The organism is Caecibacter sp. AF58-12pH5A, from assembly GCF_027681725.1.
Lineage (GTDB): Bacteria > Bacillota > Negativicutes > Veillonellales > Megasphaeraceae > Megasphaera > Megasphaera hominis.
Genome location: NZ_JAQDBC010000015.1, coordinates 1 through 26,923 on the forward strand (window position 1 = coordinate 1; position 26,923 = coordinate 26,923).

At 49.1% G+C, this 26,923-nt stretch carries 21 protein-coding genes and 2 pseudogenes; 13 read left to right on the forward strand and 10 right to left on the reverse strand.

What is annotated here, in order from left to right; all coding sequences use genetic code 11:
• The 4 genes and pseudogenes from PGX44_RS07920 to PGX44_RS07935 all read left to right on the forward strand — a co-directional run.
• Nucleotides 1–342, forward strand: a pseudogene (locus PGX44_RS07920) (hypothetical protein); the annotation flags it as partial.
• Between the two features lie 248 nt (nt 343–590).
• Nucleotides 591–1,922, forward strand: a complete 1,332-nt coding sequence (locus PGX44_RS07925; protein WP_498854942.1) for an ATP-binding protein — start codon at nt 591–593, stop codon at nt 1,920–1,922.
• Nucleotides 1,923–2,286: 364 nt separating this feature from the next.
• On the forward strand, nt 2,287–3,018 hold the full coding sequence (locus tag PGX44_RS07930) for a LytR/AlgR family response regulator transcription factor (protein WP_498854943.1): 732 nt from the start codon (nt 2,287–2,289) through the stop codon (nt 3,016–3,018).
• Nucleotides 3,019–3,112: 94 nt separating this feature from the next.
• Nucleotides 3,113–8,842 (forward strand): ESPR-type extended signal peptide-containing protein, encoded by a 5,730-nt coding sequence (locus PGX44_RS07935; RefSeq protein ID WP_498854944.1) that lies wholly within the window; start codon nt 3,113–3,115, stop codon nt 8,840–8,842.
• 129 nt (nt 8,843–8,971) lie between these two features.
• Here the strand turns inward: PGX44_RS07935 and PGX44_RS07940 are convergent, their stop codons facing one another.
• From PGX44_RS07940 to PGX44_RS07960, 5 genes are all read right to left on the reverse strand, one after another.
• Nucleotides 8,972–10,321, reverse strand: a complete 1,350-nt coding sequence (locus PGX44_RS07940) for a GHKL domain-containing protein (RefSeq protein ID WP_498854945.1) — start codon at nt 10,319–10,321, stop codon at nt 8,972–8,974.
• Complete coding sequence (locus PGX44_RS07945; protein ID WP_498854946.1) at nt 10,318–11,331, reverse strand: hypothetical protein; 1,014 nt, start codon at nt 11,329–11,331, stop codon at nt 10,318–10,320. Before PGX44_RS07945 ends, PGX44_RS07940 begins: the two co-directional genes overlap by 4 nt.
• A gap of 498 nt (nt 11,332–11,829) precedes the next feature.
• Complete coding sequence (locus PGX44_RS07950) at nt 11,830–12,399, reverse strand: flavodoxin family protein (protein WP_498854947.1); 570 nt, start codon at nt 12,397–12,399, stop codon at nt 11,830–11,832.
• A gap of 117 nt (nt 12,400–12,516) precedes the next feature.
• Complete coding sequence (locus PGX44_RS07955) at nt 12,517–12,846, reverse strand: TIGR04076 family protein (RefSeq protein WP_498854948.1); 330 nt, start codon at nt 12,844–12,846, stop codon at nt 12,517–12,519.
• A gap of 172 nt (nt 12,847–13,018) precedes the next feature.
• On the reverse strand, nt 13,019–13,921 hold the full coding sequence (locus PGX44_RS07960) for an NADH:flavin oxidoreductase (RefSeq protein ID WP_498854949.1): 903 nt from the start codon (nt 13,919–13,921) through the stop codon (nt 13,019–13,021).
• A gap of 98 nt (nt 13,922–14,019) precedes the next feature.
• Here PGX44_RS07960 and PGX44_RS07965 point away from each other — a divergent pair, with 98 nt between their 5' ends.
• The 4 genes and pseudogenes from PGX44_RS07965 to PGX44_RS07980 all read left to right on the forward strand — a co-directional run bounded on the left by PGX44_RS07965 (nt 14,020) and on the right by PGX44_RS07980 (nt 16,199).
• The gene (locus tag PGX44_RS07965) at nt 14,020–14,358 is read left to right on the forward strand and encodes a winged helix-turn-helix transcriptional regulator (protein ID WP_289001576.1); all 339 of its coding nucleotides are present in this window, start codon (nt 14,020–14,022) and stop codon (nt 14,356–14,358) included.
• Between the two features lie 238 nt (nt 14,359–14,596).
• Nucleotides 14,597–14,782: a hypothetical protein gene (locus PGX44_RS07970; RefSeq protein ID WP_498854950.1), complete on the forward strand. Its 186-nt coding sequence runs from the start codon at nt 14,597–14,599 to the stop codon at nt 14,780–14,782.
• A gap of 42 nt (nt 14,783–14,824) precedes the next feature.
• A pseudogene (locus PGX44_RS07975) lies at nt 14,825–15,052 on the forward strand (MATE family efflux transporter); the annotation flags it as partial.
• 10 nt (nt 15,053–15,062) lie between these two features.
• Nucleotides 15,063–16,199 (forward strand): MATE family efflux transporter, encoded by a 1,137-nt coding sequence (locus PGX44_RS07980; RefSeq protein ID WP_498854951.1) that lies wholly within the window; start codon nt 15,063–15,065, stop codon nt 16,197–16,199.
• 312 nt (nt 16,200–16,511) lie between these two features.
• On the opposite strand, the gene PGX44_RS07985 is transcribed toward PGX44_RS07980, so the two are convergent.
• Nucleotides 16,512–16,826 (reverse strand): type II toxin-antitoxin system HicB family antitoxin, encoded by a 315-nt coding sequence (locus PGX44_RS07985; RefSeq protein WP_498854952.1) that lies wholly within the window; start codon nt 16,824–16,826, stop codon nt 16,512–16,514.
• A gap of 228 nt (nt 16,827–17,054) precedes the next feature.
• Between PGX44_RS07985 and PGX44_RS07990 the strand changes: the two genes are divergently transcribed.
• Nucleotides 17,055–18,074, forward strand: a complete 1,020-nt coding sequence (locus tag PGX44_RS07990; RefSeq protein ID WP_498854953.1) for a hypothetical protein — start codon at nt 17,055–17,057, stop codon at nt 18,072–18,074.
• Between the two features lie 836 nt (nt 18,075–18,910).
• Nucleotides 18,911–20,014, forward strand: coding sequence for a phage replisome organizer N-terminal domain-containing protein (locus tag PGX44_RS07995; RefSeq protein ID WP_498854954.1), 1,104 nt, complete (start codon nt 18,911–18,913; stop codon nt 20,012–20,014).
• Between the two features lie 215 nt (nt 20,015–20,229).
• On the opposite strand, the gene PGX44_RS08000 is transcribed toward PGX44_RS07995, so the two are convergent.
• The 3 genes from PGX44_RS08000 to PGX44_RS08010 form a co-directional block, all read right to left on the reverse strand.
• Nucleotides 20,230–21,267 (reverse strand): methyltransferase domain-containing protein, encoded by a 1,038-nt coding sequence (locus tag PGX44_RS08000; RefSeq protein ID WP_498854955.1) that lies wholly within the window; start codon nt 21,265–21,267, stop codon nt 20,230–20,232.
• Nucleotides 21,260–21,592 carry an ArsR/SmtB family transcription factor gene (locus PGX44_RS08005; protein ID WP_498854956.1) on the reverse strand — a complete coding sequence of 111 codons (333 nt, stop codon included), beginning with the start codon at nt 21,590–21,592 and terminating at the stop codon, nt 21,260–21,262. The genes PGX44_RS08000 and PGX44_RS08005 overlap by 8 nt, the downstream gene beginning before the upstream one ends.
• A 244-nt stretch (nt 21,593–21,836) precedes the next feature.
• The gene (locus PGX44_RS08010) at nt 21,837–22,841 is read right to left on the reverse strand and encodes an alpha/beta hydrolase (protein WP_498854957.1); all 1,005 of its coding nucleotides are present in this window, start codon (nt 22,839–22,841) and stop codon (nt 21,837–21,839) included.
• A 209-nt stretch (nt 22,842–23,050) separates the two neighbouring features.
• Between PGX44_RS08010 and PGX44_RS08015 the strand changes: the two genes are divergently transcribed.
• Nucleotides 23,051–23,437: a cytidine deaminase gene (locus PGX44_RS08015; RefSeq protein ID WP_288201103.1), complete on the forward strand. Its 387-nt coding sequence runs from the start codon at nt 23,051–23,053 to the stop codon at nt 23,435–23,437.
• A 25-nt stretch (nt 23,438–23,462) separates the two neighbouring features.
• Nucleotides 23,463–24,656 (forward strand): NupC/NupG family nucleoside CNT transporter, encoded by a 1,194-nt coding sequence (locus tag PGX44_RS08020; protein ID WP_498854958.1) that lies wholly within the window; start codon nt 23,463–23,465, stop codon nt 24,654–24,656.
• Nucleotides 24,657–24,763: 107 nt separating this feature from the next.
• Here the strand turns inward: PGX44_RS08020 and PGX44_RS08025 are convergent, their stop codons facing one another.
• Nucleotides 24,764–25,726 (reverse strand): alpha/beta hydrolase, encoded by a 963-nt coding sequence (locus PGX44_RS08025; protein WP_498854959.1) that lies wholly within the window; start codon nt 25,724–25,726, stop codon nt 24,764–24,766.
• A gap of 439 nt (nt 25,727–26,165) precedes the next feature.
• Here PGX44_RS08025 and PGX44_RS08030 point away from each other — a divergent pair, with 439 nt between their 5' ends.
• Entirely contained in the window at nt 26,166–26,789 is a 624-nt protein-coding gene (locus tag PGX44_RS08030) for a flavodoxin family protein (RefSeq protein ID WP_498854960.1), read from the forward strand.
• Nucleotides 26,790–26,923 lie beyond the last annotated feature (134 nt).

Here is a 26,923-nt window from a genome sequence, read left to right on the forward strand (position 1 = left end):
AAAGACGGAGCGAAAACTAGACTCCGGTTCCCAAGCTACGGCTCTCTGGAGGTCACTGGGAACATGGGCCACATCTGTGTTATTGAATATGCTCATATCAGTGGCGAAGTTCCTCTGTTCGATCCAGCGTTATTCGCCTATTCCATACTCGACGGCACAGATTATTGGTACTATCATCCCTACCTCTATGATGCTGAGAAAGATGAATATTATGACATCCCTGACGAAATCAAAGAGCTATACCCGAACAAGAACGTGGCTCTAACCGGATACAGTGCGCCCATAAACCTGAAGCAGATAGAGAGCAAATGGAACCGCTATGTAGCTAAAAAGTCAGAATGATAGTATTGTTGTTGACCAACCGGTACTTTCCGGCGAGGACCTATTTACCAGCTCCAGCAGATCACACCATGGTCTGCCGGAGTTTTTTGTATTTTATGATACAGTGGTAAAGTATTGTTTAAAATTTCCTGATTTTGTGGTAAAACGGCATTTTAAATTTCCTTATTTTGCAGTAAAACTGCTTCTATAAATTGACGATTTCTGGCAAGACCTGTACAATAAGAGAAAAGACGGAAAAGGAGGCGTCCATGTTGTTTAAACGAAAAATATACCAATCACTGAAAAAATGGAAAGACGAATCCCAAGGAAAATCGGCCTTGCTCATCGAAGGACCACGCCGTGTCGGCAAATCCACCATCGTAGAAGAATTTGCCAAAAGCGAATACCAGAGCTACATTCTCATCGACTTTTCCACGTGTGCGCCGGATATCCTTGCACTCTTTGAAGACCTGTCGGATCTCAATTACATTTTTCTGCAGTTGCAGCTCCAATACCATGTCCAGCTGCACACGCGCCAATCACTCATCATCTTTGACGAAGTACAGCTCTGTCCCTTGGCCCGGCAAGCCATCAAAAGCCTCGTCAAGGACCACCGCTACGACTATATCGAGACAGGCTCCCTCATTTCCATCAAGAAAAACGTCCAGCACATCCTTATCCCCAGCGAAGAACACCGTATCTACATGTATCCCATGGACTACGAAGAATTCCTTTGGGCCCAAGGCGACGAAGTCACCGTGCCCTTATTGAACCAGCTTTTTACGGCCCAAAAAGCAGCGGGAGAAGGCGCTCATCGTAAACTCATGCGCTACTTCCGCCTCTACATGCTCGTCGGCGGCATGCCCCAGGCTGTCGCTACGTACTTAGAAAGCAATAATTTTGAACAAGTTGATAGACAAAAACGGGAAATTATTGAATTATATGAAGATGATTTCCGAAAAATAGATAGTACAGGCAGACTGTCCTTGCTATTTGACGCAATTCCTGCACAGCTAGCAAAAAATTATAATCGCTACTACGTTTCTAATATCGTGCCATCGGCAAGACCTGCGGATGTTCTGACGGATATAGCTGAATTGAAAGACTCCCGCACCGTCCTCGTATCGTACCACGTCAATGATCCGGGTCCCGGCATGGCTGTCACGCGGGATCTGACACGCTTCAAGCTTTTCCTCGCCGACACAGGCCTCTTCACGACATTGGCCTTCAAAGACAAAGACTTCACGGAAAATGACATCTATAAAAAACTATTAAGCGACAAACTCCCGGCCAACCTGGGCTACCTGTACGAAAACATCATGGCCCAAACCCTCGCCGCCAAAGGGGACCAGCTCTATTACACTACCTTCCACTATGGCGAAACCAAAAACGCCTACGAAATCGACTTCCTCCTGGCCCGGCAAAACAAAATCTGTCCCATCGAAGTGAAATCATCAGGCTACCGCAGACATGCTTCCCTGGACGCATTCTGCAACAAATACTCCCAGTTCCTCCTCGCTCCCTACGTCGTCTATACCAAGGACCTTCAAAAAGAAGAGAACCTGACCTACCTGCCCATGTACATGGCCCAGTTTTTGTAAAGAGCTGATACCGCTACAACCTTTCCCTTCCCGGCCGGGAAGATTCCGGCATTAGCCGGGGAAAGAGCGAGCTGTACCGTTGATACAGAATTTCCCACCAGACAAGGTGGCACACAACGCAGGTCGGATCGAATTTCTTTACGCGCTCCCCCCAGACCGCAATACATGTCACGGTCTGGGGGGCTTTTTTGCTTTTCATAGCATCATATCACACCTATGCCAATACCAAAAACGGAATTTCACGACAAAAAATGTACGTTTTAGGACAGGAAATCTTAAAAGGAAATATAACATGATATAATACAATTACAGAAGGGAATAAAGGAATCTAATAATATAGTCTATAGCGAAAGGAGGGGGTACTATGCTGAGGATTGCCCTTTGTGACGACGTACGGGAACAGTTGGAAATTATGGAAAAAGCCGTACGTTCTTATTTTGCAGATAGTACGTACGAAATCGAAATTTCTCAATATGATAACGCCATGATGTTTCTGGACGCATTTGAGGAAGGTGGAAACTTCGATATCGTACTGCTCGACATCTGTATGCCCGGTATGCTAGGCACAGATGTGGCAGCAGAAATGAGAAACCAAAAGAGCCGGGCTGAAATCATATTTCTTTCAACGAGCGACGAATTTGCCGTCGATGCGTTTAGCGTTCAAGCCGCGCATTATATCGTGAAACCATTCACACAAAAACAGTTCGATCAGGCTATGGACCGGGTCATGGAGAGCATCCGCCAGCGTCATAGCAAAAAGATCATTTTCCGTCTCATAGGTGGCGGCATACAGGTGGAAGAAATCAACGATATCCTCTTTGTAGAAAGCAAGGGCCATATCCAAAAGGTCTACGTCCGTGATGGCTCGGCACTAGAAACACGTCTGGCCTTGTCACAACTAGTCGCGACACTCGATTCCATCTCTCCCGGCCAGTTCATCTCACCGGGCAAAGGCTATATCGTCAATCTGGCAGCCATCCACGTCATCAAAAGCGATTACATCGAAATCCAAGACTATCAGATTCCGTTAGCTAGACGGAAATATCGCCAATTCCAAGAAGAATATTTCAAATTCATCTTTAAAAAAGAAGTATAAAAAACCAGAAAAAAACAGGCTTTTTATAGGTTCTTATTTTTGTACGCAAATTTAGGGGGATGTATAAGTTTTTATACAAAAAGGGAGTGAAATTATGAATAAGATATTCAAAGTCATATGGAGTAAAACGAGAAATTGCTACATCGTAGTTTCCGAATTAGCAAAAGGCCAGACCAAGGCAAACAGCACAGGCCGCAAAGCAAGACGAGCCGCCGTGACCTCTGTAGCTACCCTGGCCGTAGCACTTACACTCGCCGGTGGCGGGAATGCCTGGGCATCCGTCACGGTAGCGACGACCGAACCGACAAGTGGAACAGCAACGGTGTATACCACAACAGAAGTAGATAATGAATTAGCTACAGAAACAACGAATCGCCAGAATGCGGATTCAACCCTTAAAAATTCTATTGCAACAGAAGCAACGGCGCGCAAGAATGCAGACTCAGCCCTTAAAACTTCTATTACAACAGAAGCAACAGCGCGCAAGAATGCGGATACAATAGAAGCAACAGCGCGCAAGAATGCGGACTCAACCCTTAACACTGCCATTGAAGCAGAGGAAACTGCCCGCAAGGCTGCAGACACAGCATTGGACAATAAACTGGCTTTGAAGGCAGATACAGCAACGGTGGCGGCTACGTATGCCACAAAGGATGAATTGACCACAGAACTGGCGACGAAGGCAACTGTCGATGAAAACGGAAAAGTCGCAGCAGCCATAAAAGCAGATAAGGATGGAGACGGGAATGATATCGCGGATACCTATGCCACGAAGACGGAATTGGACGGCAAGCAGGATAAGATTAAAGATTCACTAAGTGTCTCAGGTAACGACGGGTCAACCAATATCGAAGATGGCCAAATTACGGTCACTGCAACGGATAAATATGGTGGAACCACAATCGGTAACGATTCCATTCAAGTACATGGCGGTGACGGGTTGACCACCATTGAGGACAACCAGATTACCACATCCACAGTTAATGTAAGCACAATCAATATGACACCGGATAGCTCAAATCCACAGATTATACTGAAACAGGGCAATACGGGACATACCACTACCATTGATGCAAATGGCATTAAGGAATATTCCCTGAATGACGGATATTACATCAAGGAGGAAGATTATTTAGGCACGAACCTGAATACTCTGGATACGCAGCTCTATACGGAAAATACCGAACGCGTAGCTGCGGATACAGCCTTGGATACGCGCATTACAAATGTGAAGAAGTATTTAGAAGAGCAAACAGCTGCCGATTATGTGAACAAAAATGATGCAGCAGTACAAGATGGAGCCGTTGTTAAAGCAGATAAAACTATTGGAGAAAACGTGACCAATCTTGATGCAGCCCTGGCACAGGAAACAGCAGCCCGGATCGGTGCAGATGCGGCACAGGATCAGGTCATCCAGCAGGTCAATAACACCCTGGTAGAGAGTGTTACTGCCATCAACACAAATATGGCAAATGGGTTCACTGCCTTGAATCAGGCTGATGCAACGGAAGCAAAGAGCCGGCAGGAAGCTGATGCGGCCCTCGATACCAAAATCCAGGCAGAAACCACCGCCAGAGTAGCAGCCGACACCACCTTGGCTAGTGCCGTCAACGGCGGCCTTGCCATTAATGATGACAATGTACTGCAGAAAAACACCACCAGTGTAGGAGCAGACGGGACCGTTACGACATCGAAAGCAGCTGCCACTACGCTAATCATGAACCAAGGCGCAGCCAATCAGATTACCCTCAGCCAAAATGGCATCAAAGTGGGCCTGAACAGCACCGTACAGGATGCCAACGGCTTCTACGCCGGCGGTGATACGGCTGCTTTAGCCAAAGCCGCCCTCAATGCGGACGGCAGCATCAAAGGTGCGGACGGAGCTTTCACGGTAGATACTGCTGGCAAAGTGACCGCAGCTTCCGGTGCCATCGGTAAAGTAAACATCGATGCAGACGGCAATGTGACCGGCGTCAAAGACCTTACGGCCAGCGGCACCATTAAAGGCGGAACAGTTACTGATGGAGCAGGAGCTTCCATGACAGGCGGCACTGTCACCGGCACGACACTGACCGACGGGACAGCTACCCTGACCGGAGGCAACCTGAATACGTCTGGCAATATCAACGCCCATGATATTACATCAACAGGCGATTTGAGCACAAAGAATATCACGGCTACAGGCATCACTGCTACAAGCCTGAATACCCAGGGAGGAGCTATCTCTGGCGGTGCTATCACAGGCACGTCAGTCAATGTAGGCAGTGGCTCTGTCAGTGCAGGCAGCGGCACCTTTACAGGCAATGTTTCCGCCGACAGTATGAATGTAACCAATAAAGTGACGGCAGGTAGCATGGAAACTACTGGCAACACGAAGACAGATTCCCTGACAGTAACCAACGGTGCTTCCGTAGGCGGCGACCTGGCTGTTACAGGAGACATTACAGGCAAAAGCTTGAACGTGGGCACCGGCGACATCTCTGGCGGCCAGATTACCGGCACGGGCTTAGACGTAGGCTCTGGTACGATAAAAACCACTGGCGCCGTAGAAGCCGGAACTCTGAAAACTACCGGCGATGCCACCATCGGCGGAGATTTGACAGTAGCAGAAGATTTGACCGTCAACGGCGAATTCAATGCCGATACCATTACCAGTAAACTGGATGAAAACAATTATACGGAAATCAACGGTGGTAATGTGACGTCTGTAAACAGCAAAATAGATCTCACCGATGGAAAAACGTATACCAGTACCTCTACGTTAACGGAAAAAGGAAAGACCGAAACGGCCTCCAACGGAACAATCCGAAACGTAGACAAGATGGATGCTGCAGAATCCAGCAACGTCATTACAAATGATGCAAATGAACAGACATCGACCTTCAGACAACGCATCGATAACATCCTCAATCAGCTGAATACATCCGATACGACCTTCTCCAAGGTAGATCAGAAGGTAGATACTATCACCAGCGAAGTAAAAGACGGTGACAATTCGACATCTACCACGCAGACGGCTGAAAATATCACTAATACAGCAAAACAAGGGATCATTACCAATGATGCGAAAACATTGGTCAATCAAGCCTCGGATACCATTTCCAATGAAGCCGTGAATGACATTACTAATACGTCGACCGCTGGAAATATTTCCAACACAGCCGAGAACGGCACCATCTCCAATACTGCCAAAACCATCGAAAACACGGCTTCTGGCAATATCACGAATACGGCAAAGACCGGAACCCTTACAAACGATGCTAAGAACATTGCCAACATCGCTTCGGAAACCCTCAGCAACAACGCGAAAAATATCACCAACACGACATCAGAAAACATGACCAATAACATCGGCGAAAATCTGACGACTACAGTAGGTGGCAATATGAGTACCGAAGTCACCGGCACACTGACAGAAACCGTAACCGGTAAGGTCACAGAAATCTATAAATCTGACCTCGAAACCAAGGTAAGTGGAAATGAACTCCATTACGTGGCTAACGATCAAACCAATACAGTATCTGGTAACCGCACGGTCAACGTCAAAGGCACGGAAACAGAAAACTTCAATGCTCAAATTACCAACGTCAAGACAGATCAGAAAACTTCTGTAGGCGGCAACCAGACCAACAACGTAACAGGGAATCAGGAAAACACGGTGAGTGGCAACAAGACCGAAAGCGTTAAAGGCAGCGTCACGGAAAAATACGGCAGCCAGTCAATCACCATCGACAAAGACCAGAGTACCCACGTGGGCGGCGATCAGTCTAATGTGGTAACTGGCAATCAGACCAACACTATCAGTGGCGACAAGATCGAAAGCGTCAAGGGCGCTGTGACCGAAACCTACGGCAGCCAGAACACGACCGTCAATGGCAACCAGACCAATACCGTTACCGGCAGCCAGATCAATGCAATCACAAAGGACCAGACCAACACCATCGGTGGCAATCAGACCACGACCGTAACCGGCGACACCAGCCTGAAAGCCACAAACATCACCAACGAAGCGACAAACAAGCTGACCAACAAGGCCAGCGATGTAGAAACAGACGCTTCGAGTTCCATTGTGAGCAAGGTTTCCAATGACTATGGTTCCAATACATCCACCCAGTTGTCTTATCAGACAGAAGAAACGATGAGCCAGGCCGATGGCAAGACCGCCTCCTACCTCCGTGGTGCAGCAGAAGAAAAATCCCAGCTCACAAATGGCAGCACCAAGACGACCATCGACACCATCGCCGGCCAGACCAACACCAACATCACCGATGGAACCAATAGTTCCAACAACCTGCAAAAGGCCGGCCAAATGGCTTCCTCTGTAAGCGACGGCACGAATACGACCGTTGTCAACCAAGACGCGAAGAGCCTGGCCTCATCCATCACGGACGGCACGAAGCTTAACAATACCACTAGCACCGTCGATACATCGGCACAGCTGCTCAAGGCCAGTGATACGAAGTACAATGCTTCGGCCAAGACTGCTACGACGACGACCGAAAAAATGGTCAGTGGCAACATCATTGATATCCTGAAAGATGCCGACAACGGCTTCGTCAAGACTGCGGTCACACAAGGAAATACCGGCACCAGCGTGACACAAGGAAACCAGGACATCACCCAGACAGCCAAACAGGGGACTATCACCAATGATGCCAAGAACCTGGTGAATATGGCAACGGAATCCATGACCAACACAGCTGGCACGCAAATTCAGGACGCCGTCGGCAATACGACCGTAACGACGACGACGGCCGGCACGACCTTTGAAAATGCAGACCACAATACGGCCATCGGTGACGGCACGATTACGAAGACTACCATCTCCGGCAATACTATCGAAACAGGCAAAGCGACTATGGACTATGCAGAAGTCATGAAAGACCTTACTGTGCGTGGCACAACCACGACGAAAGACCTGCATGTCACTCAGAATGCAGCCATTGACGGCACCCTCGACGTAGGCGGCGCCGCCAGCTTCCAGGATAACGTCACTGTCGCCAAAGACCTCAGCGTAGGTGGCAACGCCAGCGTCGCCGGCACCATGACCGCTGCCTCGTACAACGTCGGCAACAAGACCTACATCGATGACCACGGTATCAATGCCAACAACCAGAAGATTACAAACGTCGCAGCAGGAGAACTTTCAGCAGGCAGCCTGGATGCCGTCAACGGCTCCCAGCTCTACGACACGAACCGCCGCGTGAGCAACATGGACAGCCGCATCAACGAAGTCGGTGCCAATGCAGCGGCCCTGGCCAACCTCCATCCCCTTGAATTCGACGCTGACTCCAAGTTCAATGTGGCAGCAGCCGTAGGCAACTACAAGAACGAAACGGCTACGGCTCTGGGCCTCTTCTATCGCCCCAATGAAAACGTCATGGTCAACTTCTCCGGTACCGTCGGCTCCGAAGACAACATGATCGGCGGCGGCATCGCCATCCGCATCGGCCGCGGTGGCAATAAAGCCCGGAATAAGCAGCTTGCCGAAAACAACAAATACGTCAAGGACCTCGAAGCCAAGGTCAACACGCTGCAAAGCCAGATGGACGCTCTCCTCTCTGTCCTCAATCCGAACCTCTCCAAAGACTTCCCGGACGTACCGGAAAACCACTGGGCCTATGAAGCCGTATCCCGCCTGGCCGGCAACGGCATCATCCAAGGCTACGAAGACGGCAAATACCACGGTGAACGCACCATGACCCGCTATGAAATGGCAGAAATCATCTACAAAGCCCTGCAAAAAGGCGCCAAAGCAGAAGCCAAACTAGTAGAAGAATTCAAACCAGAACTCAAAGCCATGGCCGCCCAAAACAAAGCCTAAGCTTCCCCCCCCCAATAGGGGTATATGTAAGTAAATCTAAGTTCAGGAAAAGCAAGGCTGCCACGTCAGGGCAGTAGCAAAGGACCACGTTGTAAAAAGCAACGTGGTCCTTTAACGATAAGGGTTCATTTATACTTTTGGCAAGGCCAGCCGGATATACGTGCTGAACCAGCCTTTTTCACAGGTGCAGATGATATTGGCATGGTATGTGTCGCGGAAACGGGCCAGGGATTTCATCCCTATGCCGTGGCCGGGAACCTCTGTCACAGGCAGGCCATCCTCGTTGAACACGACCGTCCCATCGAAGCGGTTCTTGATGAGGATGTTCAGCATTTCAGCCTGCCGGACCGCCAGGAGCGTCAGGACACGCCGCCCATCAGGCTGCTTTTCACTGGCCTGGACGGCATTTTCAATGAGATTCGAAAAGACCATGGACAAATCCGTACTAAAAGACGGACTACACTCAGGAATATCCGCCTGAGCCGTCACGGCAATCCCTTTTTGCGCCGCCCCATCGAGATACGTCGTCAGCGCCGCATTGACGACAGCATTCTTGCAATACTGCCGCCGCTTCGTCTGGTCCAGCTTTAGTCCAATCTGCTCAATCAGCTTCAACGCAGCTCCATAGTCCTGCCGGGACACAAGCGCCGTCAGCTTCTGCAAATACTCCCGCCGCTTATCATAAAACCGCTCCATCAACGTCTGTGACTCCTGCAGAGACTGGACGTAATTCTGATTAGACTGAATCTGCGCAGCTAAGGCGTCATTGCGCTCGTACGTCAGATACACGGCATCGACCTGCTTCAGACCGGCCCGGACACTCAAGGCGATGAGCACTGTCGCACCGGCAATGATGAGCCGCGGCACAAGCATTTCAAAATGAATCACATTAGGCACCCGCTGGGTGATGAAAAATAAGGCCTCTGCAAAGAGCAAACACGGCAGGACACAGATATATTTCCAATACCCCCGCGTACTCAGCACATGGTCGTTGCGGAATACGTCATTGAAATAGCGGATCAGAAGGGGCAGACACAGCGTATAACTAAGGGTATACAGGCTCATCTCTAACGGATAGAGCAAGCGGCTATCCCACACCGGAAACAGCCCCAGCAGGATAAGTACATAAAACACGTAGTACATGAGCGTGTGGAGCATGATCATAAAGATGCTGCGCAAGGCAAATACATAAATATGCTGAAAATAAAAGGGACGAATGATATAAACCGCCCATAAAAAATAGGGAATCCACAACACGATATAGAGCCGCTTGAACATGACCAGGCAATGAGACCAGTAGCCGCTCAAAAAAAGATAGAGGAGGACCAGCGTTTCCCCGACAAAACAAAGGGCGTAGCCCGCATACATCGAGCGTCGCTGCCGAAGAGAAATAAACGGGCCAAAAGACGCATATTGTAAATACGCCGGCGGCACAATCGATAACGTAAGCAGACACGTCGTCACGAGTATATAGATCATAGCGCGTCACCTCGCGGACAGGGAATACGCAAATTGACAATCGTCCAGCCCTCTTTATACGTATACCGGCCGGCAGCCCCCTCATGACGGGTCACAAACTGCTGCACCAGCGGCAGCGCCTCGGCATAGGGACCGGCACAGGGATGACCCTTTTCATCCATCGCCACCGGCTCACCCTGCCGGTTGCCAATGAGCAGCATGACAGATGAATCCGTTTGCCGGGCAATGACGACGACAGACCGCTTCGCCTCAGCCTGGCCACGGCTCACAGTCAGCGCTGCTTTTACGAGACAGGCGGCTGCCTTGGCCAGCTCCGCCTCAAAAGGAAACTGTGCAGCCAATGACAAATCTGCCATGACATGAATCCCATCTGCCCGGGCCGCCTCAATCAAAGGCAGCAACGACTTTCGCATAGACGTATTTTTCCCCCAACGAAAGGGCTGCACATGAGCCAGCTCCTGCGTTAGCGTTTCCAAAAGGGCCAAGGAATCCCTATCGTCCTTTTCCTGAATCAAGCTCGATAACAGCCGCAGCTGGTGCCGCGTATCATGCCGGTAAATCGACAACAGCCGCTGCGATGACTGGAGCAGCCGTGCATAATGGGCGAACATTTCCATCTGCGTCATGAGTGCTGCGTTCTCACGCTTCAGCTCCATGGCCTCATTCATCTTCCGCGTCCCCAGATACATCGTAATGGCAATACAAACCCCAAACAAAGCCTGCAGTAACCGCGGCACCAGATACTCTCGGGCCACAGGCTCATTCGTATGCGCCAAAATCGCCGCATAGAGGAGGAGCAACACCGGAATCCACGCCGCATATTTCCAAAATGCCAGCATATCGACGCCATGATTCGCCGTAATGACCGTGCAAAAAAACTTCAACAACACGGGCGCAAGGACGATATACGACACAGCATAGGCGACGAGATAGGCGTTAATATAGTGGAAAAATATACCGGGAGAAACGAAGAAAAGCGCCACGTTCAGGAGGAGCGTCAGAAGCGCCACGATGAAAAGCCCCTGCATCCCCAGGACGAATATATATTGCAGCCTGTACGAAGGTACAAATAGCAGCCCCAGAAGCAGACAAGGAAGCGCATGCAACGCAAACACATCCTTAAAAGAAATCCAGGAAACACCGACGATACCCTGGGAAAATACCAGCAGGACGCCGAAAGCAAAGACCACGTAAAAGGAAACAAAAGCCCCACCTAGCCGACGAACCTCACGAGCCGGCAAAAGCGGCAAAAACACTCTATATTGGACGAAAAGAGATGGCAGTAGTGCAAGAAGGAGGAGACAGACTGATAGAGACAGAGAATGCATAGGAACGACCTTCTTTTCATAATTCTTTCTTAATAATTATGAGTATTATGCATTTATTATAACAATAAAGATTATTTGCTGTAAAGACTATCCCGTGTATGATAGATGACCGGCTATGGCCGATAGGGCTATGTTCCGCTATCAATATATGGTGGACCTATAAAAGGCAGCCCCTTTTTTCTAGTCTGCAAGCCAGTTACCCAGCTCATGAATCTTTTCCACATATTCCGGCCGTTTCAGCACATCGCCCGGACCGGGAATTCCATCCATGACGAGCGTTTGAAACTGTTCGGCACCGATTTGACTAAAATTTTGCACTGTCCAATCAGCATAGCGTGCAATCGTATCGCGGGGACTGCCCCAAAAGACACAGACGAGCGCGGCTTTTTTGCCAAATTTTGATATGTTTGACATATTCTTTTTTTCTACGTTGAAGAAGGTATACCAGCGTTCAATGAAGAGCTTGGCTTGCGACGTAATTTGATGATTGTAAATAGGTGTGACCATGACGATGGCGTCACACGTATTGATGAGTGGCAGAAGAGGGGTAATGTCATCGTGCAGGACGCAATGCTGTGTTTCCTTTCCCTGACATGCCGCACAGGCTGTACAAGGCTGGCACTGCTGATTGCGCATGGCAAACACGGTGATTTCTGCGTCTTTCAGATCACTAGCCAGTAGCTTTACGACAGCGGCAGAATTACCCTGTTTGCGCGGACTGGCATCTACCAAGAGAATTTTCTTTTTCAATAAAATTACGCTTTTCGGATATGAAAATAGAGGCAGCTGCTTTCTGCCTCTATTTTAGTATACAAAATTTATGATATAAAATGGTTACGATATTACATAGGTCTTTTCCCTAGCTGCTCACTCAAACATCTGCACGACATCTTCGTCGAGAACTTCAATCAGAAAACTTACCGGGCGAAAGCCATCGTTACAGGACGCGATGAACGCTTTTTTATCTTTCAACTCGCCGTCGTAGAAATTACCGGCCCCATGGGATAAGGCAAACACGTATTCCATCATGGATTTCCACGCATTATCACACAACCCGTTGGGCTTTTGCCAGCCATTAGAGATGAACGTCATGCCTTCTGTATTATAATCACAAGGCGTCAGCCCGGGCGTAGCGTAGGCATCGACCAAATCCTGATTCCAGCCACACTTAATAACCGTAATTTTAACCTTTTTCATATTCTATATCCTCCTCATAAAAACCGGCACACATGTGCCACAGTCTGATAACAGCCATCACAATGGATACAAGACGCCGGAGACCGGTCCCCCTGCGTCCAACGCACCGGCAACTCAGGTTCCCGGATCAACGCCCGGCTCAAACCAAAAAATGCAATGCCATCGTCAGCCATTATTTGCTCCAGCTGTCCGGATTATTGTTGCATCCCGTCAACACGATGGGAATAGAGCACACAGCGCGTACAGCCTTAGCCAAGGGCAAATAACAGGAATCATAGTGATTTCCATGTTCCCAAGGTGAATGATCGCCCAAAACCTCGATGAAATCCAGGCCATTCTCGTAGAGATACTGGCAAATGGCCGCGCATTCCTCTGTAGCGTAATATGCAGAAAGGGGAATAGCAGCTACATTCTGCTGGCGCATAAGGCGCCGGATTTCCTCATTCGATTTCGCATAAAAGCTGAACTTCGTGCCAATTGGAAATGCAGGCAGCACTTCTTTGATGCCATTGATGATTTCCACAATCAACCGGCACCGGTTCTCTACACTCCCGCCATACTCATCACGACGATGATTATAATAAGGACTTAAAAACCGGTAGAGAAGCCAGCCATAGGCCAAGTGCAGCTGAACCGCATCAAAGCCGCATTCCTTTGCCCGCACTGCAGCAGCTACATACAAATCCCGGATATCTGCCAAATCAGCAGCCGTCAGTCCATCCACATCAACCATCCTGCGGAAAATTCCCGGCCGTACGTATTGATACATGTTTAGTTGAGGAATAATTTTCGCGCCACCTTCGTGCACCATGTCTACAAGTTTCCGGTAATCAGGAAGTAACGCATCACTGTATAGACGCATATTATTGCCAATGGCATTATTCCGCCCGCACACATCCGTAAGCTCCGTGATGATAATGCCTACACCACCTTTTGCCAACCTGCCATATATTTCATATATCTCTGGCGGCAACGAACCGTCCGGATGGCAAAGACCCAGCCAAGTAGCCGAACGGACCAAATGATTCTTCACGTTCAGCCCGGCCAATTCACCAGGCTCCATTAACCGAGTCATTCCACACACCTCCTTGCATTTTTCTCATCCTTATCCTATACTTAAGGAAAGAAAAATACAAGTACGCACATTTTTGTTCCTTAAAAAGAGAAATAGAAATGAACAAATACGAAGACGACACACTAAACCAATGCCCCATAGTCTACGCCATGGAACTCATCGGCTCCAAATGGAAAATCCCCATCCTCTGGAACCTCACGCAAGAAGACAACCTGCACTATAACGAACTAAAACGCCGCATACTAGGCATCACCAACACCATGCTTACCCGGGCCCTAAGAGAACTAGAAACCGACGGCCTCCTAACCCGCAACTCCGCCGGCACCGTTCCACCGTCCGTCACGTACGAACTGACAGACCTGGGCAAGCAGCTCATTCCGTCCTTAGAAGGCCTATACGCCTGGGGAGAAGCAAACCAGAAAAAACTTAATCAATAGACAAAAAGGGCTGAAGAAGGGATGTTGAAAACCAGGAAATCCACACAAATTCCCGTCAGACAGCCTTTCCATCAGCCACTTTTCAAATCCCATCAGGATAGCGTCCGTCCCATCGACCAGATGCTATCCTTTTTTTCAAGTATAGGACTAAAACAAAATGAATAGGAGCTATTAAATTTCATAGTTACTTGTGACAAGCCAGACGGATGGATAAAATAGAACACAAGGAAGTGAAGTCATGTATCAAGAGGAATGGGAAAAAGATATTCGAGGCCCTTTGGGATACGGGCTTGCAATCAGGTCGGTGGCACTCATGTTGCAAAGTAGCTACAGCCAGGCGGAGAAATTTCGGAAAAAGATCAGTAATCATACTACGGCACAATACGGGAAATATGAATATGCAGGGACATTGTTAGGGAGATGATACGGTATGCTGGATTCTGAAAATATATTGGCCTCCATGCCGATGAAAAAACTGTTCTTCCGTCTGGCAATCCCGGCAGTGCTGGCTCAGTTGGTCAATATTCTCTATAATCTGGTAGACAAGATGTTTGTTGGACATATAGAAGAAACAGGTGCGTATGCATTGGCAGGGATGGGCGTAGCAACACCTGTCATCCTCTGTATCTCGGCAATTGCCGCACTGGTGAGCATGGGTGGAACGCCGCTGGCCTCTATCATGATCGGCAAAGGGGACAAGGATAGTGCTGAAAAAAATATTGGGTACCTGTACCTTCACGTTACTGATTCTGTCAGTTATTATCACGGTTTTTATGCTCTGCTTTGGCGAAAGAATTCTGCTCATGTTTGGAGCAGACGAAGACACGATTGGCTATGCAGTCAGCTACATGAAAATCTATTGCCTGGGAACCGTATTCGCCCAGCTGACTCTTGGCTTAAACGCGTTTATCACAGCACAAGGTGACAGCAGGACAAGCATGGTCAATGTAGTGATTGGTGCAGTAGTAAATGTCATATTGGATTCGATCTTTATCTTCGGCCTTCATATGGGCGTGCAGGGGGCTGCTCTTGCAACCGTGATTGCCCAGGCCGTGACATCAGGCTTTGTCCTTTATTATCTGTTGGGGGACAAATCACAGATACAGCTTCGGAAACGCTATATCTGTTTTGACAGTGTCCTGCTTGGGCCCTGTCTGTTGCTCGGTCTGTCCCCGGCCCTGATGCAGTTGACAGAAAACCTTGTAGCCATCAGCTTCAATACGTCCTTGCAAAAATACGGTGGCACCATGGCGGTAAGTGCCATGAGCATTTTAAACAGTATTATGCAGTTTACGATGCTGATTTTGCCGGGCCTTGTGCAGGGAGCCCAGCCTATCCTCAGCTATAACCTCGGAGCTGAAAATGAAAAACGCGTAAAGCAGTGTTTTCGGTATCTGTTCCTTTCCTGTGTTTCCGGGTCATTTTTTATCTGGCTTTGCTGTATGATTGCACCTAGGGAAGTTGCAGGGATTTTCACGTCTGATCCGGAACTAATTGCTTATACAGCACAGGCAATGCGGTTGTTTTTGGCGATGCTGCTGATTTACGGCGTGCAGGTTGCCTGCCAGTACAGCTTTGTGGCACTGAATAATGCAAAGACGGCGATTTTCCTCACCATATGGCGTAAAATAATTTTGCTGATCCCTCTGATTTTTATTCTCCCACTGTTTTTTTCCCATAATCAAGTAATAGGTGTATTTCTTGCAGAACCAGTAGCAGATACGATTGCTGTACTGACGACAGGACCCATGTTTTTTCACTTCATGGTTAAACGGCACTTTGGGTTAGACACAGGTTCGACAGACACCAGGAAAATACTGAAAACGGGAAAGTCTGAGTGATTGGGAATTAGATAGTGCATGCTGTATTTTTACACCTGAAGATAAGCCGGTCTCCCGATAAAACAGCCGTCAGCGGACTAGAATCAGAAGAGCTCGATTTAATTGGCCGCCAGGTCAATAGTGACGCTTAGTCAAAAATCAAACACAAAAAGCACCAGCAGAACCACCTCAATGGCTCTGCTGGTGCTTTTTCACATCCTAATGACTAGAAAAATACTTGGATTCAGGTTCGGATACGCCCAAATAGCGCTTCAGAGAATCCTGCAAAAGATGAGAATAGTTGACGTGATTCTTTTTGGCAAGGATATCAAGCTAACGGGGAATAGTGACCGTCTTATTCGTAGACTTGTTGAGCATTTTTTCGCGGAACGGAGGCATCCAAGCCTCAATCACAGCAATCACCTGATGAGCCTTGGGATGGATATCTGAAACCTTTGAAGGCTCCGGAATCTCTTCCTCATCCTCTTCCATACCATAAAGATGGAGCTGCAACGCCTCGCGGGCATTTTGAAATGCTTCTTCCATCGAATCAGCGCAAGGAAGACATCCAGGAAGATACGGGAAAAAAATAGAAATACCATCGTCATCCTGCTGAAAAATGGCTGGAAAAATATAGGTATCCTTCATGGAAAATCCCACCTTGCACTTCGGATAGACTGTTCACGGAAATTTCACGAGTAAGATTTACTGATGCAATCATTGTATTACCTCAATATGGGTGTACACAAGCCACCGAAAACAACCCAACCGCTCCGCCAGACCGACTAATCCTACTCACTATAATGAGCCATGCCTGTTTACAGTAATATGCTATAATAAACGAACAATAAATATAACAGAAGCCACGGAGGCCCCATGAAAATCCACTACTTCCAAAGATATCACCAAAAGGAGAACGTAGCCACAGCCAATACGATGCTCCTTTTGTCGCGCTTGTACGCCTATTCGCCTGCCAAATTTTTCCGGCTCCTGAAGGAAAACTGCTTTTCCGAGTCTTTTGAGCCGGAGCTTACGTTCCGTTTGCAGGAAAAAGGCGAAAACAGTGTCCTCGATGCAGCGATTATGCAGGAAAGTTTCAAAATCGCCGTGGAGACGAAATTGTCGGACTGGTTCTATGCGCAGCAGCTGGAAAATCACTTGAAGGCTTTTGGTGACCAGACTTACCGCGTCCTCATGACCATCGCGCCAGAGCCTATGGCGGCGGCTAAACGGGCAGATTTTGAAAAAAGGTTGCAGGCCTATAATGACACGCAGCGGCCCAGAAGTCCCATTGTCCACATCAACACTACCTTTGAAAAACTGGCCAATGTGCTGAGCGATGTCCTTGATGACAGGGATGATGAGATGCAGGCCGTGCTGGAGGATTATCGGCAATACTGCTATGATGATGGCTTGATTGCTGCATCAGATGCCTGGAAATACATGCGCATGCGCCTGGCCGGCACGACGCTAGACTTCAACACAAGCCACAACGTCTACTACGATAAAGCAGACCATGGCTTCCGTCCCCATGACTACCTGGGTCTCTACAGCCAAAAGAGCATCCGTGCCATCGGCAAAATCTGCGCCTCTATCATTGCCGTCGCAACAGACACTGTCATCACCTACAATGCAGAATGCGGCGAATTGACAGAAGACCGTAAAAACACGATAGAACTAGCAATGAAAGACGCCGTCAACTACGGCTATGACATCAGAACCACGGAACATCGCTATTTCTTCGTGGAAAAATTCTACGAAACGGATTTCAAAAAAATATCCCCCAGAGCCCCCATGGGAACGCGCATCTTTGACCTTACGCAAATCCTGGAAACAGATTCCCTGCCGGCGACTGAGAACATAGCAGAACTGCTGAAAGAAAAGACGTGGGAATAAGCGTAAGACACCCCGTCATAGCAAAAAAGATTGGCTAAGCGTTAATCACACATGCCATCAATTCAGGTCCTAACTCAAGAAGGATAGCACCCGGCTCACAGGCCGGTGGCTATCCTTTTTGTATGAGTTGCGCTTCATTTCAGCATAAAGCATAAAAAGTATTTTCCATGTACAGAATGGGTCGTTATATGTGTGCTATTGTTTGTCATAGTTTGACACATAATTATAGCAATACTAACGGAACAAATTACGATACGTTTGTATCTGTTTAGCCGCATAACTTGTCACATAACTTGTCGCAACAATTGCAAAACTTTGACAAATACCAGGTACAAAACGCGGCGCTCCTGCGTCACCGGTACCGCCTGGCTGCGCCAGTGGCAAAAAGGCCGCCAACCCTTGATTTTATCGGCTTTTCAGCCTTTCCGTTCCTGCCTGAAGGAGCGGTTTTGTATCGTTTCAAATCAAAAAATCATAAAAAAATAGAGACAGAATAAGAAGAGAATAAGAATAAGAGGGAGAGAAGAAAAAGAATAAGAAAAAGAAGGAGAGGGAGAAGAGATAAGAAAAACAACAAAAGAATAAAACAGAGGGAGAAAAACAAGAGGACAGGCATAAGTATAAATTATTTATAAAATATTGCCGTTTTTGTTTCCAAAATCGCTTTCAGAATCCCCCTATATAGCAGAGGGGGAAATAGGCCTGCAAAAAGCGAAAAATTTAAACATTTTATAAACAATGCAGAAAAACGCCGTTTTACCTTTACACTTTTGATTTCAGAATCCCCCTATATAATAGAGGGGTAAATTTTCAGACTGTTTAGGAGGTACGTTCTCATGTCCAAAAAAATCCACTGGTTCAAATTTCATATCGAATTGATGAGTGATCCGCGCATTCTCTGCTTAATCGCCGAACGCAACGGCGAAGCCTATTTCGTTTTCTTCCTGCACCTCGTCAAGCTGGCCTGTGCCTTGCGTGATCAGGGCTACGTCTATGCCATGAAAGGCAAAGCCATGACCGTCCGGCAGCTTGCCATAGGCTACCACCGCAACGCCCGCTTTATCGGCAAAGCCCTGGACCTGCTGGAAGCGTACGAACTGATCCAGCGCGACGACCAAGGCGTCATCAAAATCAACCGCTGGAACGAACTCCAAGGCGTTGATACGGGAAAAGACACGACAAAACCAGCCAGGAAAAAGAAAAGCACTGCTCAAAAGGCAGCACCTGAACAGACAGGACCGGTCTGCCCAAAACCCGGCACCCGCGACGTAACCGTCATCCCCATAACCGCCTTAGAACAAGCCTATGACGCCTCACACAGCCCGTCTGAACCGGAATCGGACAGAGAAGCCGTACCTGCTGACTATAGACAAAACCAAAGCGAAAACACCCATGACCTGAAACAACAGGACCATAGCCAAAACGAAACCGCAGCAAATGACTACACCGCAAGCACCGGCCCAGACTATGCCTGGCAGGAAGCCGAAGCGGACGACTATATAGCAGGTGAATACCCTGAGTATACGTGGGACGAAGGCGAAGCGGACGACTACACAGGGAGCGTATACCCTGAGTATACCTGGGACGAAGGCGAACCGGACCTCTACACCCAAGCTGCGCACCCGGACTATGGCCAAAATGAGGCCGGACCTGCGGCTGACACAGAAACAGCAGCACCGGACCCGGAGAAAAGCGAAGCCGTACAAGCCTACATCAAAGCTTTCGGCTCCATTACGCCCGAAACAGCCAGGGAACTCATGGAACTCGAACAAGAAGAAGACTCCTTCTACGTAGTAGGCGCCACGTGGATCGCTTCCTACGGCGGCCATGACAGTGTAGACTACATAGCAGGCCTCCTCGAAAAGAATAAAAAAAGAAACCAGACCGGCCAAGACGCACTACGCCTAGACGGCGACAGCCTCGGCCAATTAGCCGGCTAGAAGGCTATAAACTGAAGAGAAGAGCCTGACAGGAATGCTGCGCCCGAAACGAAGGCGTACAGGGATACTTCTTTCCCAGTCTCTTCTGCATACAAGAAGAGCGGCATCCTCTGTGTAAAGGATACCGCTCCAATCGCGTATGGTACGGGGATTCTCTGTGTATGGTTCGCAATCGGGCTGTTTAATGCCATTGCCTGTTGTCTTCGTACGTACCGTCAGCAGCAGCCGCCGTCGCTATCGGTTTTCGTTTCCGCAGGAGCGACGCCAAAGGCACCGTAGTGTACGGAGCGGTCGCCATAGACCGTAAAGGCAGAGGCAAAGCGCGTTTCTTCCAGCATGGAGGCCAGGTTGCCGCTAACCAGCATGGGTTTGCCTGTGACAAAGTGATTGTACATATCGAAATCATAGCCGTGGGGATGATTGGGAATCGTGCCGTTGTAGATGGCAACTTGGCCGTAATCCTCACAGGCATCTTCCAGGTCCGGCAGCTTGAAGGCCCGTACAGTGCGTTCCGAGAAATGAGCGAAGCCAACCTTCTGCGTGATTTCTTCATTGCCCAGATCGAAGTCACGGATATTCATGTAGACGAAATCCATGAAACCGGCTTTGCGCAGAAGGCGGCGGAAATCTTCATAATACATAGCACCACTAATGCATTCTCCGTGCAGGACGGGATCGGCGTAGAGCGCTGCCGGAATGCGCCGGTCTGTGAAGACATCGGAGAAGTAGAGCTCGCCACCCGGTTTGAGTACGCGCCAGATTTCCTTGAATACTTCTTCTTTATACGGGGACAGGTTGATGACACAGTTAGAAATGACGACGTCTACCGAGTTGTCTGCAAGGCCCAGGGATTTTAGGTCTTCTATGTAGCCTTTCTTGAAGGTCACATTGGAGCTCTTGTAGCCAAAGCGTTTGTACTGCGCTTCTTCGTGCCGCAAGGCAATGTCTAACTGTTCCTGCGTCATGTCGACGCCAATGACGTGGCCTTTTTCGCCAACGAGTTTTGCAGCGACGTATACATCACGGCCTGTGCCGCAGCCCAAATCCAGCACGGTCATGCCGTCAAGCAGGTCGGGAATCGGCGAGCCACAGCCATAATAATGTGTGACGATTTCATCATCGATCAAGGCCAATGCTTCTTTTACCTGCTTCGGTAAGGCACTGCCGCAACAACAGGCTTTGGTTTTCAGATCCTTCGTCCCGTCCAGGACCTTGCCATAGTATTCCTTTACATTTTCAATAATTTCATTCATCGTTAGTTCCTCCTGATTCAACACAGTCACATGAATTTTCACCGGTACAGTCTGCCGTCAGGCCCAGACTGACAAAAAAGCTGCCAAACTGGCCGAGTGTGTCCCTGTTCAACGAATAATAATGCCATTTTCCTTCCTTGCGGTCCCAGATGAGCTGGCAGTCACAAAGAACATGCATATGGTGGGACAGGGTAGGCTGGGTAATCGCAAAGTGTTCCAGCAGATGGCAGGCGCACATTTCGCCATCCTTCAGTTTTTGCAGAATCTCCAGGCGAATAGGACTGCTAAGGGCTTTGCATATGTTGGTAAGTAGTATTGTATCCATAAACATCTCCTCGTATAGATGGCCGTCTATGTAATGAGCATACCATTTACATAGACGATTGTCAATGTATGGTGTGAAGAATAGCAAGTAAAGGTGCGACGTGAAGTCCGTTTGGCCTATTCACAGGCCTGGCAGCTGAGGAAATACATGGTGGATAGCAAAACAGGACCTCAACTGTTGCAGTCGAGGTCCTGTGGACGCAGAAGTAAAATAGGGAAATGAGCGTGACATTACAGTGCGATTCTTATTTTTCCATATTGAGATTGATGAAGTCCTTGATTTCGGCGTACGAATCGATGCTGTCCTGCAGGTCGGGAATGCAAAGGGCGAAGTCGTGGGACATGGCCGGATAGACCGTGAGTGTGACTTTTACGCCGTCGTTTGCCGCTTTTTCCGCTAATTTCGTAGCGTCATCGAGAAAGAGTTCATAGCTGCCGGTCTGGATGAGCATAGGCGGTAAGCCTGTCAGGTCGCCGTGGAGCGGTGACAGACGGACATCACTGAGCTTCATGCCTGCCGGGGCATAGGTCGGATTGTTGATTTCGTGGAACATGACCTTGTTCGTTTCGCCGAGGACCAGATCCTTTTTTACATTGCCCTGACGGGATGGCGATTTCGTTTCCAGCGTCGTCCAGGGCGAATCCAAGACGTAGAGGCCCGGCTGGGGCAGGTTTTCTTCCTTTAGTTTCAAGGCCAAGGCTAAGGCCAGATTACCACCGGCAGAGTCACCGAAGACGATAATCTGCTTTGCCGGCGTACCTTGTTTGAGGATGTACTGGTAGGCTGTCAGTGCGTCGTCGAGGGCAGCAGGATACTTGTTTTGCGGTGCCAGGCGGTAATTGACCATATACGTAGCTTTGGCCTGAGACAAGACGGCCTGACGAACGGCAAGGTTCTTATAGCCATTGTGCAAGGGGACGATATAGCCGCCACCGTGGAGCTGAAGAACCGTACGATCTGCTGAGCCCTGAGGATTTTCCAGCTTTTCCAGTTTCAGGCCCTTTTCGGTAACCGTCGTATACGACCAGCCATCTGGTGCTGTAAACGCAGCGGGCACAGCGTCCTTTGCCGGATGGAACATGGCGTCCATGGTCTTGGCGACATAGGCTTGTTTAGCTGCATTTTCCAGTTGTACGCCCTGGGCCGGCAGGGACCAGGCCGGTGCGGCGTAGGCCGGCGCATACGTACCGGCTACAAGGCCCAGGCCCAAGACAGCTGCTGCGAGTACATGATTCCATTTTGTATTCAAGTTAAAACCTCCTAACTTGACCTTCGTCCCAAGAGAACGAATAGCCGTTTACGTTATAGTATACGCGTTATAGTAGTCTCTAAGTCAAGAGCTACGGACAAATTAATGAGCTGTCCCTGCTTTTTCTTCTGACAAAAAAGATGGTATAATGAGCGCATCAGTTGTATGAATTGAAGCTATTATATTTTGTAATAAGGAAGTGTTGTAGTGTGGAAGACAAAGAGTTGATTGAAGTCGCAAGGAAATATCGTGAATTTTCGTACAGTCCCTATTCCAAGTTCAAGGTAGGCGCAGCCGTACTAACGAAGCAGGGCCATGTGTATGGCGGCTGCAATATCGAAAACTCCAGTTATCCCGTGACGAATTGCGCAGAGCGTACGGCAATTTTCAAAGCTGTTTCGGAAGGGGAGAAGGAGTTTGCTGCCCTGGCCGTGATTGCCGATACGGAAGGCCCGTGTTCTCCTTGCGGTGCGTGCCGCCAGGTCATGGGCGAGTTCCACATCAATAAGATCATCATGGCCAATTTGCACGGAGCTGTGAAGGTCGTCACCTTGGAGGAACTGCTGCCATACGCGTTTTCTTCAAAGGATCTCTAAGCATTCTAAGGATAAGGAGAGAAACATGTTTTTCGCAATCAATATGCTCGGCATTCTGGTCTTTTTGGCCCTGGGCGTCCTCTTTTCCAAAAAACGCAAAGAGATCCAGTGGCGCTGCGTAGGAGTATTGCTGCTCCTCAATTTCTTTATCGCCTGGTTCTTGACGACCTTTCCCATCGGCCGGGAAATCGTATCCGGTGCGGCCGCAGCCTTTGTCTGGCTCATCAATGTTGCTTATGAAGGGATCGCCTTTGCTTTCCCCGACTGGGTCCGTGTGAAGCAAATGAATTTCTTCACGTCTGCCTTGCTGCCAATCATCATGATCGTACCGCTTTTTGACATCCTGACCTACATCGGTGTCCTGCCGTTTGTCATCAAATGGATCGGCAAGGGACTGGCGTTCATTACGCGTACGCCGAAATTTGAGACCTTTTTTGCCATTGAAATGATGTTTTTGGGCAATACGGAGGCCCTGGCCGTTTCGACGCTGCAGCTCAAACAGATGAAAGCCGAGCGTAACCTGACGCTGGCCATGATGTCCATGAGCTGCGTTACGGCAGCCCTCATCGGTGTCTATACCCACATGATGCCGGCGGCGTATATCCTGACGGCCGTACCGCTGAATTGCATCAATGCCCTTATCGTCACGAATATCCTGCATCCCGTCCGGGTCTCTGCTGCAGAAGACATCGTAGCAAAGATTGATAGCGCCGAGCGGCAGCCCTTCTTTTCCTTTCTCGGCAGCTCCATCATCGGTGCCGGCCGCCTGGTGCTCATCATCTGCGCGAACGTCATCGCTTTCGTAGCTCTGGCTGCCTTGATTGACAAGCTGCTGGTGCTCATTCACCCGTCCATTACCTTGGAAAATATCCTCGGCTGCATCCTATTCCCCTGTGCCTGGCTGCTGGGCCTCGATACAGGCGAAGCCTTTCAGCTGGCCCAGTATATGGGAACGAAGCTCATTACCAATGAGTTCGTCGTCATGCTAAGCGTACAAGACAGCATGGCCGGCTTTAGCACCCACATGCAGGGCGTCCTGACTGTATTCATCACCTCCTTTGCGAATTTCTCGACCCTGGGTATGATCATCGGCTGCTTCAAAGGCATTGTCGATGATGAAAAAAGCGACCTCATTTCCCGTAACGTGGGCTACATGCTCCTATCGGGCATCCTCGTATCTCTGCTCTCCGCCGGTATAGCCGGCTTGTTCATCTGGTAAGCAGCCAAAAGGACCTCTGACCTAACACAGGCCGGAGGTCCTTTTTTGGTGCTACGCACGGGCCAGCTGTGCCCGGACGTGGCAAGATGTGCATCCTAACGGGATCCTTATTTCATATTCGCGTTCACGAAATCGCGGATTTCAGCGAAGCTGTCTACGCTGTCCTGGAGTTCCGGTATGCAAAGGGCAAAGTCGTGTGACATGGCCGGATAGACCGTGAGGGTGACTTTGACGCCGGCAGCGGCGGCTTTTTTGGCCAGTTCTATAGCCTCATCGAGAAACAGCTCGTAGCCTCCGGCTTGGATGAGCATGGGCGGCAGGCCTGTGAGGTCGCCATGGAGTGGCGAGATACGGGGATCACTGAGTTTCATGCCTTTGGGAACAAAGGAGGGCGCATTGATTTCCCGGAACATAGCCTCATTGATCTTGCCCAAGACCATATCCTGATCGACATGATTCTGACGTGATGGGGACTGTGTCTCGGCTGTGGCCCACGGTGAATCCAAAATCAAGAGTCCCGGCTGGGGCATGTGTTCATCGCGCAGCTTCTGCGACATAGCCAGGGCCAGATTGCCACCGGCAGAATCGCCGAAGACGATGATATCCTGGGGCCGTATCCCTTCTTTGACGATAAACGTATACGCCGTCAAGGCGTCATCCAATGCGGCAGGATATTTGTATTCAGGCGCCAGCTTGTAATCTACCATATAGGTCTCTCTGGCATTGGCCAGGACAGCCTGCTGTACAGCAATGTGACGGTAGGCATTCGTCAGTGGCGCAATATACCCGCCGCCATGGAGCTGTAACACCGTATGCGCAGGCGAACCTTGGGGATTGACCAGCTTTTCTATCTTTACGCCCTTTTCCGTGATCTGCGTGTACGACCAGCCATCCGGCGCCGTAAACGCCGCAGGAGCCGTCTTCTGAGCCTTGTGAAAGGCCGTATACATCCGGTCCGTAACATAAGCCTGCTTGGCCGCACTCTCCAGCTGTACGCCCTGAGCCGGCAAGGACCAGGCCGGTGCGGCGTAGGCCGGGGCATAACTGCCCGTAACCAACCCGACACCCAAAATGGCTGCCGCTACTATCCGATTTACTCTGTGCTTCTTAAAAAACCTCCTTGAGAAATTTTTTCCCGTATATCTTTATTATATGACAAAGACAGTAGGAGAGGTCAAGGAAGTGAGTAAATCAGCTGGCTGGTCTTTGCGACAGAGACGCCTTGCCTTCACTGGGGATGAGACGAAACGGGGCGAGCTCACGGCCTGGGGCCGCGTACGTACTTATGGTAAATCAATAATCGATATGAAAAAATAATAGACCAGCTACCGCTAAAACATCTTGCAATTACATTATTATTTGTTATACTATATAAAGAATTATTTTAGAGTAAAAAAAGACTCACTATTTTCTACGCACTGGCTATATGCGGTCTTAGGTTAGTATGTTTTGCCTGGCCATACGATAGGTCTTTGCTGGTCCATACGTGGGAAAGGCAGGTTATTGCAAGTGAAGGTATTAGCGATAAATGGCAGTGCACGCAAGGCTGGAAATACGGCAATCTTGTTACACACTGTAGGCGATGTATTGAAGGAAGCAGGCATAGACGTAGAAATAGTGTCCTTTGCCGGACAGATTATTGAACCTTGCCGGGCTTGTTGGGCTTGCGGCGATACAGGCCAGTGTGTTCATCAGGAGGATCTGTTTCCGGAAATCTTTAAAAAAATGGAAAAGGCTGACGGCATTCTTTTGGGTTCGCCTGTGTATGCCGCTAACGTTACGGCTAATATGCAAGCCTTTTTGGAACGGGCTTCACACATAGCTGATACAAACCCGGACTTCTTATCCCATAAAGCAGGTGCAGCCGTCGTGGCTGCCCGCCGGGATGGTGCCTTAGGAGCACTGGATACGATGAACCATTTCTTCCTGACCCATGAAATGTATATTGCCGGGTCCCGTTATTGGAACGTCGCCTATGGCCAATTACCGGGTGATGTACGCTACGATCCGGAAGGCATGGCTACCATGAAGAGCCTGGGCCACAGCCTGGTCTACCTCTTGCGCTCTCTAAAGGGAGTTCCGGTTTGGCAAAGACCTGCCCGGATTTCGGTGCAGGCCTATAGCAATCCTTGAAGAAAAAAGACGAAAGCATCTGTCGCGTGATGGCAGATGTTTTTTTTTGCATTTTACTTGCTCAAGAGGGGCGTGACACCTAACAAATCCGCCGAAAAAAACGACGGCTTTGTGGCCATCATCTGATTCACCAT

Bases quoted from the DNA above. Each gene is read 5' to 3' on its own strand.
- PGX44_RS07935 (WP_498854944.1), top strand. From the start codon at position 3,113: ATGAATAAGATATTCAAAGTCATATGGAGTAAAACGAGAAATTGCTAC.
- PGX44_RS07995 (WP_498854954.1), top strand. From the start codon at position 18,911: ATGTCCAAAAAAATCCACTGGTTCAAATTTCATATCGAATTGATGAGT.
- PGX44_RS07985 (WP_498854952.1), bottom strand. From the start codon at position 16,826: ATGAAGGATACCTATATTTTTCCAGCCATTTTTCAGCAGGATGACGAT.
- PGX44_RS07960 (WP_498854949.1), bottom strand. From the start codon at position 13,921: ATGACTCGGTTAATGGAGCCTGGTGAATTGGCCGGGCTGAACGTGAAG.
- PGX44_RS08020 (WP_498854958.1), top strand. From the start codon at position 23,463: ATGTTTTTCGCAATCAATATGCTCGGCATTCTGGTCTTTTTGGCCCTG.
- PGX44_RS07930 (WP_498854943.1), top strand. From the start codon at position 2,287: ATGCTGAGGATTGCCCTTTGTGACGACGTACGGGAACAGTTGGAAATT.
- PGX44_RS07990 (WP_498854953.1), top strand. From the start codon at position 17,055: ATGAAAATCCACTACTTCCAAAGATATCACCAAAAGGAGAACGTAGCC.
- PGX44_RS07955 (WP_498854948.1), bottom strand. From the start codon at position 12,846: ATGAAAAAGGTTAAAATTACGGTTATTAAGTGTGGCTGGAATCAGGAT.
- PGX44_RS08000 (WP_498854955.1), bottom strand. From the start codon at position 21,267: ATGAATGAAATTATTGAAAATGTAAAGGAATACTATGGCAAGGTCCTG.
- PGX44_RS07940 (WP_498854945.1), bottom strand. From the start codon at position 10,321: ATGATCTATATACTCGTGACGACGTGTCTGCTTACGTTATCGATTGTG.
- PGX44_RS07965 (WP_289001576.1), top strand. From the start codon at position 14,020: ATGAACAAATACGAAGACGACACACTAAACCAATGCCCCATAGTCTAC.
- PGX44_RS07970 (WP_498854950.1), top strand. From the start codon at position 14,597: ATGTATCAAGAGGAATGGGAAAAAGATATTCGAGGCCCTTTGGGATAC.
- PGX44_RS08005 (WP_498854956.1), bottom strand. From the start codon at position 21,592: ATGGATACAATACTACTTACCAACATATGCAAAGCCCTTAGCAGTCCT.
- PGX44_RS07925 (WP_498854942.1), top strand. From the start codon at position 591: ATGTTGTTTAAACGAAAAATATACCAATCACTGAAAAAATGGAAAGAC.